A 13,658-nucleotide genomic window follows, 5' to 3' on the forward strand; every position below is an offset into this window, starting at 1 on the left:
CTTCTGGAATACCCCCGGACGTGACCGTGCGGGGGCGGAGCACCCGGAAGCCCCGGAGCGCATGGCGCGCGCTCCGGGGCCGCTGGGCTCAAACCCTTACGGGTTGACGCACAACGTCACGAGTTGGCGCAGTAGTTGCCAGAGGCGGGGTTCAGCAGCCCGATCACGGAGACCGTGTTGCCGCACAGGTTCACCGGCACGTGCACCGGAACCTGGATGGTGTTGCCCGAGATCACACCGGGGCTGCCGGCCGCGGCACCCTGGGCGCCCGAGTCGGCGACGGCCATACCCGCACCCGCGAGCACCAGACCACCGGTGACTGCCGCAGCGGCGGCGATCTTCTTGATCATTATTCCTCCTAGTTGCCAATGCGGTCCCAGCCGCGGACCGCATCACCTGTAACGAGGAATAAGTAATCGGGCTACGAGGCGATGACCCCTTTCACTCGTTCCGGTCACGCACGTACACGCTGGCGATTACCGGCGGAACAGGGCGCGGTAATTCAGCAGTTGTCGATGAAACGGTCGAGCACCCGCGCACCGAACTGCAGGCCGTCGACCGGCACCCGCTCGTCGACACCGTGGAACATGCCCGCGAAATCGAGCTCCGGCGGCAGCTTCAGCGGGGCGAACCCGAAGCAGCGGATGCCGAGGTCGGCGAAGGACTTGGCATCCGTGCCACCGGAGAGCATGTACGGGACGGCACGGGCGATCGGGTCCTCCGCCTTCAGCGCGACCTGCATCGCGTCGACCAGGGAGCCGTCGAAGCCGGTCTCCAGCGCCTTGTCGTTGTGCACGTCCTCGCGCTTGACCCGCGGGCCGAGTATCCGGTCCAGGTCGGCCAGGAACTCGTCCTCGAAGCCGGGCAGGAATCGGCCGTCGACGTGGGCGACGGCCTGGCCGGGGATCACGTTCACCTTGTAGCCGGCGCCGAGCATGGTGGGGGCGGCGGAGTTGCGGAGGGTGGCGCCGATCATCTTGGCGATGCCGCCCAGCTTGGCGAGCGTGGCGTCCATGTCCTCCGGGTCGAGGGAGGTGCCGAGCGCGTCGGACAGTTCGTCGAGGAAGGACCGTACGGTCTTGGTGACCCTGACCGGCCACTTGTGCCGGCCGAGCCGCCCGACCGCCTCGCAGAGCTCGGTGATCGCGTTGTCGCCGTTGGTCATCGAGCCGTGCCCGGCGGTGCCGTCCACGGTGAGCCGCATCCAGTGGATGCCCTTCTCGGCCGTCTCCACGAGATAGAGCCGCAGCTTCTCGTTGACCGTGAAGGAGAAGCCGCCGACCTCGCCGATCGCCTCGGTCACGCCGTCGAAGAGGTCCGGGTGCTTGTCGACGAGATACCGCGCACCGTACGTACCACCGGCCTCCTCGTCGGCGAGGAAGGCCAGCACGATGTCGCGCGGGGGCTTGCGGCCGCTGCGCATCCGGTCACGGACGACCGCGAGGGTCATGGCGTCCATGTCCTTCATGTCGACGGCGCCGCGCCCCCATACACAACCGTCCGCGACCTCGCCCGAGAACGGGTGGTGCGTCCAGTCCTGGGCGTTGGCCGGGACGACGTCGGTGTGCCCGTGGATGAGCAGCGCGGGCCTGGACGGGTCCTCGCCCTCGATCCGGGCCACGGTCGAGGCACGGCCCTTGTGAGATTCGAAGATCTTCGGTTCGAGCCCGACCTCGGCGAGCTTCTCCGCGACGTACTCGGCGGCCGCCCGCTCACCCGGGCCGGAGTGGTCTCCGTAGTTGCTGGTGTCGATCCGGATCAGCTCACGACAGAGGTCCACGACCTCGTCCTCGCCGGAGAGGCCGCCGGCCTTGTTCGTCTCGCTCACGCTGCTTCCTTCCACTGTCACCCTGGTGCTCCCCCCACATCCTCCCGCGCCCGGCCCGCACACCCAAGGGCGCCTGTCCCCGGTCACGCGCCGTTCACACGGCCAGGGGCGTGATCGAGCACCCCCGATTGTTTGCTATTGTTTTCCACGTCGGAACGGGCACGGCCCGCGAGACAGACACCTTGTCCGGGTGGCGGAATGGCAGACGCGCTAGCTTGAGGTGCTAGTGCCCTTTATCGGGCGTGGGGGTTCAAGTCCCCCCTCGGACACCAGCTGAGACCCCACTTCATGTGGGGTTTTCTGCTTTTCCGGGCTGTGGCGTGACCAACCACGTGACCAACAGCCCAGCGAATCCCCAGGTCAGACCAGGGATGACAGGCCGAGTCGGCCCGCACCGGAGGCGGCGAGCTTCCGCGCTCCGTCCTTCCGTGAGTGCCCGTACCGGGCCATCGTGTAGCCCGGCGAGTGGTGCCGGACGTTCGCCGAGACCTCTACGGGGTTCTCCCCGGCCTCAAGATCGTTCGTGACCTTGCTGTGCCTCCAGCCGTGGATGCGGAAGTCCTCGGGCAGGTGCAGCCGGTTCCAGCTGCTACGACACTCGATCACGAGAAGCCCATCACAGATGGAGCAGCGGACATCCGGTGGAACTTCGTTCCGGCCTGCGATGACTGCAATCGCTGGAAGAAGGGCCGCACTGCGAAGCACTGGGTAGCGAACCTGGACCTACACCACAGGTATCCGAAGGCAGGCTTCGCAACGCGGGCTATGCGGCCCGAGGTCTACGCCGGCATCACGAGGCGGGTAGAGCGCATGCAGCGGAAGATAGCAGACCCGGATCGCCGTGAGTGGTTCCGGTTGCACTACGGGAGCGAGCGGCATCGGAAGAAGACCGAGCTGTCCAAGATCCTTAGACCGACCGGCACATGGGGGGTGGGAGAAGGAGCGGGGCTGGGTGCGTGCAGCTGCAAGGCGGAGGAGCGACATCGTGGTCCTCCCAGTGCAGGCCGAAGCCCTCGCGATCGGTCCAGGACGCGTACGCGTTGGCCTGCACGGATGTGCCGAGGAACCGCTCAGCGATGCCACGGATGCGGCGGGTGCCGCCGGATTCGAGGCGCTCGTACAGGGGGTCCTTGCCGAAGCCGTTCATGCCCTCGATGGCGTTACGGAGTCGGAAGCCGGCGACCAGAGCACGCCGGTGACCTCACCCGCAGTGAAGTCGCTTTCGACGACACCGTTCGACGATGCCTCCGCGGCAGCCGATCTCCCGGCGGCGTGCGGCCGGACGACGGACAAGGTGGCGGAGGTGCGTGTCGTGCAGACCGATCGCCGACGGTTAGACAAGCACTCGAAGCTCCTGGCGAGAGAGATCTTGGTCGTGAACCCGTCTGCCAGGATCTTCGTCGTCGACTGCCACCGGGTTCGAACCAGTCCGCCCCTGCCAGCGATTGATTATCGCCAAGATCGCGTCGGATCTCCGGCCAGTCCGCCACGCCGATCACCACTCCTCCCTGTCTGATTCAACGAGCCAGACCCCTGGAGGGGGCCAACTTCCAAGCGTCGCCACTGGTCCACTTTTCAGCCGTCGCCGACACGACCCGCTGGTCGGACTGCTGCGAAGGATGCTAGGCCGGCGCAACGCACAACGCACAAGGGGCTTTCCCGCATCGTGGAGCTCGACCTCACCTGATCTCCCAGGCCCGGCGGGGACACTGACACGTTCAGGCCAAGATTCAACTCCCGGTTGCCCGGATGTGGATGCATAGCTTTGAATCACAGGCGCCAGATGGCAGCTGCACTAACGCGAAGGTAGCGGAGCTTCCTGTTCCGTTTCAGACGGGTAGGCGGAACCGGAAATCAGGGGGACCTATTTGAGGCGTGAGACGGCTGACGCGCTTCCTGTAGAGCTCTGGCATTCCACGATGATTGATGGATTCGCGTCGGATGGCTGTGATGATCGGAGGCGCAGGGTGGACAGCAGGTATGCCCTGAGGCGTCAATCTCCAAAGCCAGTGGTATCTGCCGTCCCGGTCGCGAGCCGATGCAGAGGACGGGAAACAACCGGCTGAGCCAAGACTGATCAAGCACTGAAGAGATGGCTGGTGTTCAGCATCCAACGAGCGGTGCCAGAGAAAGCCCTTTTGCACCGCAACGTCGCATCGTGTGGCGCGCAGTGGGTGCGGTCCTGAAAGGGCGTACCGGCCAGCACGCAAGGCGGCAGGCAACGGGGGAAAAGCGGCATGCACACACACAACGATCAGCAGGGATTTGGTACTGACCTACGTAAACAGCGCGAAGACGTTGCCATCGGGCACGTCGTTGCGATGCTATTGCGCTCTGCGGGCAGGCCCCGCGGTGTGTGCCGCATTGTGCCGTTCGGCGAGCAGCCGCTCGTTGGGGACGACGCGATCCGGCGCCACTTCGACGGGATGCTCACCGCGTTCCCGGACCTTGAGCACGAGGTGCTGTCGATCCACCACACGGCCGACGTGGTTATCCTGGAAGGCTGGTTCAACGGCACGCAGTCCGCCGACTGGCAGGGCATACCGAACCGGGGTCAGCGGATGGAGCTGCCCGTGACCGTGCTCTCCCAGTTCGACGGGGAGTTCCTCGTCGACGGGACGCTGTACTACGACCATACGGTCGCCGCCCGGCAGCTGATCTGATGCGCGGCCGGGGGACGTACGTGATGACGCCGTATCTGACGTGCTCGGCGCCGCTGGAGCCCGGGGCTGGGCTGGACCTGTTCTGTCTGCCGTGCGCCGGCGGCGGGGCGTCCGCCTACGCCCGCTGGCAGGAGCGGCTCGACCGTAACGGGGCCCGGGTACGGGTCCTGCCGATCCATCTGCCCGGGCGTGAGGAGCGCGCCCACGAGCCGCGGTTCGCCGAACTCGACGCGCTCGTCGCGGACCTGGACGAGCAGCTCGACGAGGCGTTCGCCCGGCCGCACGTCCTGTACGGGCACAGCATGGGTGCGTTCATCGCGCATGCCCTCACCCTCGCCCGGCAGCGGCGGGGCGCGCCGCTGCCGCGGGCGCTCGTACTCAGCTCGCACCGCGCGCCGCACGTGCGGCCGAGCCGGATCCTCGACCCGGACGCCGACGACGAGACGCTCGCCGCGAGCCTGGCCGAACTGGGTGGCATCCCTTGGGAGTTGGCCCGTCGACAGCGGTTCCGTGCGGCGTACATGCCGCTGGTGCGGGACGATCTGCGGCTGTGCGCGGGGTGGGTGGAGCCGGCGGACATCGAGCCGCTGCGGGTGCCGCTGCACCTGTTCACCGGAGTGGACGACCACCTCGTGCCGCTGCCGAAGATGGCGGCGTGGCGGGCGCACGGCGGGCGGGGCAGCGAGCTGGGGACCATGCCCGGCGGGCACTTCTTCATCCGCTCTCATGAGGACCAGCTGCTGGGGCGGCTGGCCGAGATCTTGGCACGGTACGGCACGGCCGACGCGGCGACGATGTGAGGAGTACCGGCATGCTTTGCACGGAACGGCAGCTCGGTGCCACTCTGCCCGATCTCGGATTCGGCGAGATCTACGGGCGTGAGCGCGAACTGGCCCTGGTCCGGGAGTGGCTGGACCGGGGGCAGGCGCAGGCGCGGCAGCTCACGCTGACCGGGCCCGCGGGCGTGGGCAAGAGCCACTTGGCACACGCGGCTGTGACAGCCTGGGCCCACGACGCCCACGGGCCGGCCCTGCTGTGGGCGGACCTCGCCGACTCGGAGGACGGCAAAGCGGTGTGGACGCTGGTCGGTGCCGGCACCGCGCGCGAGGCCGCCGAGCGTGTCGGGGCGGCGGAGCTGCTGCTGGTCCTGGACAACGGCGACCAGGTGGTGGCGGACATCGCCTTGGACGTCGCCGCGCTGCTCCGGGCGTGCCCGCTGCTGCGGGTTCTGCTCACCAGCCGCGTCTGGCTGGACATTCGGGCCGAGCGGATCCTTCCCGTCGGCCCGCTGTCCACCGGGGCGGGCTCGCCCGCAGAGGCGATCTTCGCTGACCGGGTGCGACCGTACTACCGGGCGGGCGTGGACGGCGGCCCGGGGCAGCTGGCTGTGGCCGACATCTGCCGGACGCTGGACGGGATCCCGCTGGCCATCGAGATGGCCGCGGAGGCAGCCGGCACGGAGGGTCCGCGCGCCCTGCTGGAGCGCCTGAAGCGCGGCGAGAGCCCGGGCAGGGGCCGCCCGCGCGACATACCGGAGCGGCACCGGAGTATGTCCGCCGCCCTGACCTGGGCGTCCGGGACACTGACCCAGAGCGACCTGGCGCTGCTGCGCCACCTGTCGGTGTTCGAGACGCACGTCGACCTGCCCACGGTGCGGCGCGTGACGGGACTCGGCCACGCCGCGGCAGTGGCCGGGATCGAGTCGCTGGTCCAAAAGAGCCTGCTCCTGAGCGCCCCCGGCCAGGACGGCGACCCCGAATTCCGCCTCACCCACATGGCCCGCTGCCTCCACCACGCGCGACTGGCGTCCGACGCCGCGGATCTGGCCGGCGCCCTGGACCGCCACGCCGCCCACTGGTCCGCCTTCGCCACCACCACGGCCACGGCCCTGCGAGCCGGCCGCCACGTCGATCAGGTCCTCCACACCGTCGCGGCCCACCTCCCCGACATCCTCAAGGCCACCCGCCACCTGGCCGGGCACGGCGACCACATCGCCGTACTACGCCTCCTGAGCGCCCTGGAGGGGCCCCTGCTCCGACAACGGCTGGCCCCGGAAGCTGCGGATGCGATCGAGCAGGCTGCCGACGCCTGGTCCACTGCAGCGGCGCGGAACGCCATCGAAGCGGACGCGCGAGGGGCCAACGGAACTGGAGCTCAGGACGTGATCCTGGCCGAGGCGCAGGGCATCGACCGGGTCGACGGGCAGGGTGCGGTTGTGGTCGAGGCGCTGATCGCGGTGGCCCGCTGGGCGCTCGGACACGGTGACCACCGCCGCGCGGAGCGGGCCCTCGACCGGGCGTCCGCCGCTGCGGCGGAGCTGCCCGCGATGCAGGCCCAGGTGACGGCGTTCACCGGGGAGTTGCTGCGCCGCCGGGGCGAGTCGACTGCCGCTGCCGTGCTGCTCGGCTCGGCCGTGCAGCGGCTCGACGCCCACGCGGACCGCCGCACCGCCGCCCTGGCTCGGCGCAGCCAGGCCCTGCTTCGGGCCGACGGCGGTGACCCGGATGCCGAGCAGCCCCTCCTTCACGCCTTGGATGACATTGCCGAGGACACGGCGCTCAGGGCCTCCCTTCTCATGGCGCTCGCCCGCGTGCGGCGCGTGCTCGGGCGGAACCAGGAGGCTTATGAGAGCGCCCGTGAGGCCGCGCGCTTGCTCGTGGGGATCGCGGACCCCCATCAGGTCGCGGAAGTGCTGGATACTGTGGCCGTCACCTTCATCGGCGGGAGTGACGACGACGCGCAGCGGCATGCCGTGGCCCGGGTACTCGTGTACGCGGAGGCCATTCGGAGGCGGTACGGCGCCGTCGCCGATGACGGGGCCAACGTGGGGGTGCTCAAGGAGCGGCTCGCAAGGAGCGTCGACGCGGCCCTACTGCGGCGGCTGCGGCTCGACGCCGAGCGGGTCTCGCCGCACGACGCGCTGGCCGCTGCGCTGTTCGCGACGCCGCCCGCACCCGAGCGGTCGCGGCCGGGGGCCGGGGCGACGCCGTACGGGCTGACTCCGCGCCAGTACGAGATCGCTCTGCTGGTCGCGGAGGGGCTCACCAACCGGCAGATCGCCCGGCGGCTGGGCATCTCGGAGTGGACGGTGACCAACCACCTGCGGGTGGTGATGCAGAAACTGGACTGCACCTCCCGGGTGCACGTTGTGCGGGTAGTGCAGGGGAGCACGGCATGAGCGGGGGCCGGGCCGCCGTTCATGTGTGGGTCGGCCGCGTGCCAGAGGTCCCTTCGCCCGCCGACCTGCCCCTGTTGGACGCGCGGGAGGCCCGGCGCGTTGCCGCGTTCCAGGACCCGGTCGCGGGCGCGCGGTACGCGGGGGCTCGGGCCGCCATACGACGGACCGTGGCCGCGTGGTTGGGGGTGGCGGCTGGGGACGTGGTCTTCGGCAACGACCCTTGCCCCGGGTGCGGGGACGAGCGCCATGGGCCGCCCCGGCTGCTGCACCCCGTTACCGAGTGGCGGGTCGGCGTGTCCCGGTCGGCTTCCTGGTGGATGCTCGCGCTCTCGCCCGGCGTGCCGGTGGGCGTCGATATCGAGGCGCGGGGGCCGCACCGGGTGCCTGCCGTGGTGCGGCGCTGTTTGAGTCCCGGCGAACGGGCTCATGTGGGCGACGCCCCCGAAGGCACCCGGCGGGACGACGCGTTGACTCGCTGCTGGGTGCGGAAGGAGGCCGTGGGCAAAGGGTGGGGCGTAGGGATCGGGACGGACCTCGCCGCGGTGGACGTGCAGCCTGGCCATGTGCGTGCTGTCGTGGTACGGCGTACGCCCCGAGGCAATGAGCCGTGGGAGGTGTTCGACCTTGCGGTGGGACCCGCCTGCCTTGCCGCGCTCGCTCTGCCCTCCGAGTGCGGGCTGCCCGTCAGCGTTCACCACGCGCCGGGGGCCCGGCCGCCCCAGGACGGCCGGGCCGACGAGTGACGTGACGGTCCGGGGTCAGAAGACGATCGGGCCGGGAATCTGCTTGCTGACGGCGTCGCAGGTGTTGGCGGCGCCGAGCACGTTCAGGCTGAGGGAGGCTTCGGCCGAGCCCGCGGCCGGGATGTACGAGTCGAGGCTGTCGCCCGCAGACACCACACCCGTCAGGGGGCCGATGGTGACCGGCTGGCCGGCCTTCGCGGCGTCGTTGGCGGTGCCGCTGAAGGCGACGGTGCCGCCGACGGAGCGCTCGAGACGGAGCGTGGCGCTGATGGAGTCGGCCGGGATGTCCGCAGGGGCGAGGCCACCGCTGGTGGAGATCCGGACCGAGCCGACACCGTTGTCGGCGGACGCCTCGATCGTCAGGTCGGTGGTCCCGTACGGGCCGCAGTCATAGGTCGCCGTGACCGTCTGGGTGGCCGCGGCCGCAGACTCGACTGCGGTGGCCGGCGCAGCGATGGCGAGGCCGCCCAGGAGGAGTCCGGCCGTGGCAATCGCGGTGTTCGTGCGTAACTTATGCATAAATCAACTTCCTTTCGATGAACGGTTGGTGCGCGGCGAAGGGGTGTCCTCGCTGCTACCCGGCCACATGGGTGTCATGCGGCCGGGGGTCCTGTGGTGTGACCGGCGGATGCCAGTCCGCAACGCCGTCGAAGCCGCGCAGCAGCAGCGCGGGGACGACCTTCGACATGGCCCTGATCGCGCCGTCACGGAGGGCGAGTGCGGCCGGGGAGCGCACGGACATCAGCCGGGACGCCCGTTCCGCGCGGCGGATGAGGGCCGTGGTGCGCGGGCGGCGCTGCTGGTCGTACCGGGCGAGCGCGGCCGGCAGGTCGGCTCCCGGCGCCGCGTGGTGGGCGAGCACCACGCTGTCCTCGATCGCCATGTTGGCGCCCTGGCCGAGAGTCGGCACCATGGCGTGCGCAGCGTCGCCGAGGAGGACGGCGCGCCCGCTCTGGTAGCGCTCCAGTGGCTGGGCCATGTGGAACACGTCGTGCCGGAGGATGTCTTCCTCACCGACCGAGTCGAGCAGGGCCGGCACGGGGTGGTGCCAGTGCCCGAACCGGCGTCGCAGCTCGGCCTTCTCCCCGTCCGCGGAGCGTCCGCCGCGCTCGGTGACGGCGCAGGCGTAGATGAAGACGCCCTCCGAGTCGCGGATCAGGCTGCCCCACACATGCCCACCGCCCCACGTCTCGTGCGGTACGAAACGGGGAGGGGTCGGCGCGAGGATGCGCCACACCGTCCAGCCGCCGTAAGCCGGGCCGGGGTGCTGGGGGAAGAGGACCCGACGGCTCGTCGAGTTGACGCCGTCGGCGCAGACGACGAGATCCGCCTCGTACACCACCTCACCGGCCGTCGACACCTTGGCCGGACGTCCGGGCCCGCCCGCGTCGGCGAGGAACGCGGGCTCGCCGGTGCGGATGCTGCCCTCGGGCAGCCGGCCGACGATCAGGTCGATCAGGTCGCTGCGGCGCAGGACGACGAGCGGTCCGCCGAATCGGGTGATGACGGACTCACTGGTCGTCCTGGCCAGCGGCCGCCCGCGGGGGTCCCGCAGCAGGGCGTCGCCGTCCCAGGCGGCGAGCCGTCTGACCTCCTCACCGAGGGAAAGCACGGCCAGCGCGCGCTGGGCGTTGGGGGCCAGGGTCAGCGCTGCGCCGACGGGGGCGAGGGTTGCAGCGCGTTCGAGGACCGTGATGCGCCAGCCGCGTCTGTGCAACCCCAATGCGGCCGTGAGGCCACCGATTCCCGCGCCGATGACGACCGCTCGTCGAGGGGACATGAACTCTCCTTCAGTTGTCTGTCAGGTGAGTTGCCGTGCGCTACGTCCGGGTGCCTCCCGACCGCCAGTGCACGACCGCGGCGCCCGCAAAGTCCCCCGCGTGGGCGAAGCCCGCCAGCATGAGCAGACTGTCGTCCTTGATCCGACCCTCACGGATGCCGTGATCCAGAGTAATGGGGACGGCGGCACCGAAGAGGTTCCCGAAGCGGTCGAAGGTGTCCAGGTGTCGGTCGGGGCCGATGGAGAGGCGTTGCCGCCACTGATCCAGGAACATCCGGTTGGGCTGGTTGGTGATGAGCGCGTCGAGGTCATCGGTCTTGAGGCCGAGCTGCTTACACAGACCCAGGACCACCTCGGGCACCAACCGGTTGCCGCGCTCGACGATGTCCTTGACGTGGCCGGGCGTGAACCCGACGTGCATCTGGCTGGTTCCCGCCTCCCAGTACTTGCGGCCGTCGCTCAGCGTCAGGCCGCAGTCCCGGGTGAACTCGCCGTGGTTGGCGATCTGGATGCCGAGCACCGGTGACTCGGCGGAGGCCGCCACGAGCGCCGCCCCGCAGCCGTCCCCGGGGATGACCGCCTCCGGGAGGCGGCGCACATCGGACTGGGTCATCACGGGACCCGCGCTGTTCTGCACGTTGAGCAGCAGCGCGGACGTGGCCTGGCCGGTGCCGATGAGGACCCGGGCCAGCCGCAGCAGATGGACGAAGGAGGCGCAGCCGCCGTTGTGCGCGTCGAGCACCCAGTCGGCCTTGATGCCGAGCCGGTGGGCGACTTCGGCACCAGGGCCGGTGAACGGGACTTCGGGCAGCAGGGTGTTGGTGAGGACCACGTCCACCCCACGCAGCGCGTCCTGCCCGATGCGCTCGGCGAGGGTGTGCGCGGCCTTCTCCATCATGTCGGCGGGCGTCTCGTCCCGGGGCACCTGATGGCGGAAGCTCGGCGCCTTGAACATGGTGTGGTCGGCGAGCGCGGCGTCCTCGTTCTGGTACCGCAGGAAGTACTCGGTGCCGACCGGCTCGCCCGGCAGGTAGGAGGCGAGTTCAAGAAGGCTGACGTCCCTCATGCGGTGGCGCTCTCGTGCCGGTGCTCAAGGATCTTCTTCAGGTTGTCGATTTCCACCTGGTGGCCGGCGTAGAACAGGGGCCACATGTCGCCGACCCACGGGCGCTCGGGCGTGGTCGCCAGCTCGGGGTGCGGGTTCTTGTCGTAGTAGGGGTGGCGGCAGTTGGTCCAGATGACGACCGAGCCGGGCTTGTTGAGGACGATCTCCGCCGGGACAATCCGGTGGAGGTAGTTCATCCACAGTTCCTGACCCTGGTCCCAGGCGCACCGCATGTCCACGGTCAGGGCGTTCGGGTCGCCATCGATCCGCATGAAAATCTTGGTCTCGTCGTCGAGGAGGACGTCCCGCCCCTGGTAGACGTCGGGAACGTCGGTGGGCGCGAAGTCGCGGGTGCTGTACGTGTACTCGTTGAGGTTGCGGACGTCGGTGAGGTACTCGTAGACCGCCCGCGGCGGCGCGTCTATGTACTGGTGCACGGTGACGAACTGCCCGTACACCTCGTCGTACGTGAAGCTCTCCTTCGTCATCTGCGCGGCGAGGGCCATCGCCTGTTCGCGCGGCGCGGTCTCCCAGCGCAGCAGGCCGGGGACGTCCTTGATGCCGGCCGGGACCGGGTCGGGGGCTACGTAGCCGTCGAGGGGGGTCGGGTTGCTGGCGGAGGTGGTCATCCTGTTACTGCTCCTTCTCGGGCGGGCCGCCCGCGGCCGGTAGCCAGCGCGTGCTGCTGGAATGGCCGGAACGGCGGCATTTCAGTGGGGTCGACGTCCACGCAGATCAGCGCGGGCGAAGTGGTGGCGTGGGCGTGATCCAGGGCCGCGCTCAGCTCTCCGGCGGTACAGACCGTCGTCGCGGCCAGGCCGGGGAACATGGCGGCGACGCCGTCGCCGATGCGAGCCGGGCGGAAGACGTTGTAGGAGTAGTCGCCGGAGAAGAACAGCTGCTCCCGGGTGGCGCACATGCCGTGCGCGTTGTTGTTGAGCACTACGAACGTCACGGGCAGGTCGTACTCAACGGCGGTGTGCACTTCCATGCCGTGCATGAAGAACGCCCCGTCGCCGGCGATGACACAGGTGCGGCGGCCGGTCGCGAACGCCGCACCGATCCCGGCCCCAAAGCTGTGCCCCATGCCGCCCATGCCGAGTGCGGCGATGAACCGGCCGCCCGCGGGCACATCGACGTGGTGGATCGCGACGGCCCCGGCGTTCCCCGCATCGGCCACGACGTTCGCCCCCTCGGGCAGGGCGGACGCGATGATGAGCACGGCGGTCCGCATGTCCAGCGCGGTGGCCGACGGGGGTGACTCCACGGTGGCGGGGCACTGCGTCCCCACTTCCGGTACGACGCCCCCATCTGCGGTCAACGCGTCGGCCAGCAATCCCAGTTCCACGGCTACCGGACCCGAGAGCCATACCAGTTCCTCGTGTGTGTCGAGGAAGGGCTCGCGGGGGTCGACGCACACCACTGGTACGCCCTTGAGGTAGTCGCGCAGGCCCGCTCCAGCCATCTGGGGCAGGCGGGTACCGGCCAGAAGTACGGCGGCCGCGCGTTCCAATACCTCCTGCACCTCGGCGGTGCCGATCACGCCGGCCACGCCCAGGTGGCGGGGGTCGCGAGGGTCGAAGACGTCCTTGGCGTCCGGAACGACGGCGACCCGGGCATTCAGCGTTCCGGCCAGGCGGGCCAGTTGGGGCCGGGCGTCGGCCCGGGCGACCGCCTCGCCGGCGATCACCACGACGCCGCCCTTGCGGCCCGCCGCCGCCCGCAACAGGCCCGCCGCACGAGCGCGTTCGGTGGCCTCCGAAAGCGGGAGTGCGGCCGGTTCGGCGGCCGTGGGCGGCTGCCACGACGGGATCACGGCCTGCTGCACGTCCTTGGGCAGCAGGAGTACCGCGGGCCCGGGCGCCACCGGGTCCGTCGCCGCCGCGAAGGCCCGCGGCAGTTCGTGGACGATCGATTCGGGATCGTCCACGCGTACGCAGTGCACGGCAAGCTCGGCGAACATCCGCGCTGCGTCGATCGACCCGGCCAGTCCACTGGTCTCCTGGAAGGAGCCGCAGCCGTCCAAACCGGTCGGTGGCTGCCCGATCAGCACGAGAGCCGGTACGTAGGAGGCCCTGAGTTCGGCGATGCCGGGCACCAGGTTCATCGCGCCGGCGCCCGAGGTGGAGGCGATCACTGGTATGCGCTGCGAGGCTCGGTGGTATCCGTCCGCCATGGTGGCCGCGGAGAACTCGTGCTTGGCCACCACGCCCTGCAGGCCGGCCTGCGCATGGTGCAGTGCGTCGTACAGGTCCTCGATATTGGCGCCGCTGACTCCGAACACATGGCGGACTCCCAGCCGGTGCAGGAAATCCACGACGAAGTCGACCACGCGGGGTGAATCTCTCATTGGCCGTCCCC

Annotated in this window: 13 protein-coding genes and 1 tRNA gene; 6 read left to right on the top strand and 8 right to left on the bottom strand. The window is 70.0% G+C overall.

Annotation, left to right across the window (positions count from 1 at the left end):
* Positions 1-116: 116 nt before the first annotated feature.
* Together ACGFSA_RS06860 and ACGFSA_RS06865 are read right to left on the bottom strand one after the other, a co-directional pair.
* A complete protein-coding gene (locus ACGFSA_RS06860) occupies positions 117-350 on the bottom strand; it encodes a chaplin (protein WP_393300670.1) in 234 nt (77 codons plus the stop codon).
* A 152-nt stretch (positions 351-502) separates the two neighbouring features.
* Positions 503-1,828 (bottom strand): M20/M25/M40 family metallo-hydrolase, encoded by a 1,326-nt coding sequence (locus tag ACGFSA_RS06865; protein ID WP_393300673.1) that lies wholly within the window; start codon positions 1,826-1,828, stop codon positions 503-505.
* Positions 1,829-2,012: 184 nt separating this feature from the next.
* On the opposite strand from ACGFSA_RS06865, the gene ACGFSA_RS06870 reads away from it, so the two are divergent.
* Positions 2,013-2,100 (top strand) — tRNA-Leu (locus ACGFSA_RS06870).
* An 88-nt stretch (positions 2,101-2,188) separates the two neighbouring features.
* Here the strand turns inward: ACGFSA_RS06870 and ACGFSA_RS06875 are convergent.
* Complete coding sequence (locus ACGFSA_RS06875) at positions 2,189-2,434, bottom strand: hypothetical protein (protein ID WP_393300676.1); 246 nt, start codon at positions 2,432-2,434, stop codon at positions 2,189-2,191.
* 379 nt (positions 2,435-2,813) lie between these two features.
* Here ACGFSA_RS06875 and ACGFSA_RS06880 point away from each other — a divergent pair, with 379 nt between their 5' ends.
* From ACGFSA_RS06880 to ACGFSA_RS06900, 5 genes are all read left to right on the top strand, one after another.
* Positions 2,814-3,344 (top strand): hypothetical protein, encoded by a 531-nt coding sequence (locus ACGFSA_RS06880; RefSeq protein WP_393300945.1) that lies wholly within the window; start codon positions 2,814-2,816, stop codon positions 3,342-3,344.
* A 721-nt stretch (positions 3,345-4,065) separates the two neighbouring features.
* On the top strand, positions 4,066-4,491 hold the full coding sequence (locus ACGFSA_RS06885) for an ester cyclase (protein ID WP_393300679.1): 426 nt from the start codon (positions 4,066-4,068) through the stop codon (positions 4,489-4,491).
* Between the two features lie 23 nt (positions 4,492-4,514).
* The gene (locus ACGFSA_RS06890) at positions 4,515-5,291 is read left to right on the top strand and encodes a thioesterase II family protein (protein WP_393300682.1); all 777 of its coding nucleotides are present in this window, start codon (positions 4,515-4,517) and stop codon (positions 5,289-5,291) included.
* An 11-nt stretch (positions 5,292-5,302) separates the two neighbouring features.
* Positions 5,303-7,669 carry a LuxR C-terminal-related transcriptional regulator gene (locus tag ACGFSA_RS06895; RefSeq protein ID WP_393300685.1) on the top strand — a complete coding sequence of 789 codons (2,367 nt, stop codon included), beginning with the start codon at positions 5,303-5,305 and terminating at the stop codon, positions 7,667-7,669.
* Positions 7,666-8,412 (top strand): 4'-phosphopantetheinyl transferase family protein, encoded by a 747-nt coding sequence (locus tag ACGFSA_RS06900; RefSeq protein WP_393300688.1) that lies wholly within the window; start codon positions 7,666-7,668, stop codon positions 8,410-8,412. Before ACGFSA_RS06895 ends, ACGFSA_RS06900 begins: the two co-directional genes overlap by 4 nt.
* Positions 8,413-8,427: 15 nt before the next feature.
* Here the strand turns inward: ACGFSA_RS06900 and ACGFSA_RS06905 are convergent, their stop codons facing one another.
* Genes ACGFSA_RS06905 through ACGFSA_RS06925 form a run of 5 tightly spaced genes read right to left on the bottom strand, consistent with a single transcriptional unit; the run spans position 8,428 to position 13,647 of the window.
* Positions 8,428-8,931, bottom strand: coding sequence for a hypothetical protein (locus ACGFSA_RS06905; protein WP_393300691.1), 504 nt, complete (start codon positions 8,929-8,931; stop codon positions 8,428-8,430).
* Between the two features lie 55 nt (positions 8,932-8,986).
* Positions 8,987-10,192, bottom strand: coding sequence for an FAD-dependent oxidoreductase (locus tag ACGFSA_RS06910; protein ID WP_393300694.1), 1,206 nt, complete (start codon positions 10,190-10,192; stop codon positions 8,987-8,989).
* A gap of 40 nt (positions 10,193-10,232) precedes the next feature.
* Positions 10,233-11,258 carry a 3-oxoacyl-ACP synthase III family protein gene (locus tag ACGFSA_RS06915; protein ID WP_393300697.1) on the bottom strand — a complete coding sequence of 342 codons (1,026 nt, stop codon included), beginning with the start codon at positions 11,256-11,258 and terminating at the stop codon, positions 10,233-10,235.
* On the bottom strand, positions 11,255-11,926 hold the full coding sequence (locus tag ACGFSA_RS06920; RefSeq protein ID WP_393300700.1) for an SRPBCC family protein: 672 nt from the start codon (positions 11,924-11,926) through the stop codon (positions 11,255-11,257). Before ACGFSA_RS06920 ends, ACGFSA_RS06915 begins: the two co-directional genes overlap by 4 nt.
* On the bottom strand, positions 11,923-13,647 hold the full coding sequence (locus tag ACGFSA_RS06925) for a thiamine pyrophosphate-binding protein (RefSeq protein ID WP_393300703.1): 1,725 nt from the start codon (positions 13,645-13,647) through the stop codon (positions 11,923-11,925). Before ACGFSA_RS06925 ends, ACGFSA_RS06920 begins: the two co-directional genes overlap by 4 nt.
* Between the last annotated feature and the right edge of the window lie 11 nt (positions 13,648-13,658).

It is taken from the genome of Streptomyces sp. NPDC048496, assembly GCF_043200055.1.
In the GTDB taxonomy this organism is placed as follows: Bacteria; Actinomycetota; Actinomycetes; order Streptomycetales; family Streptomycetaceae; genus Streptomyces.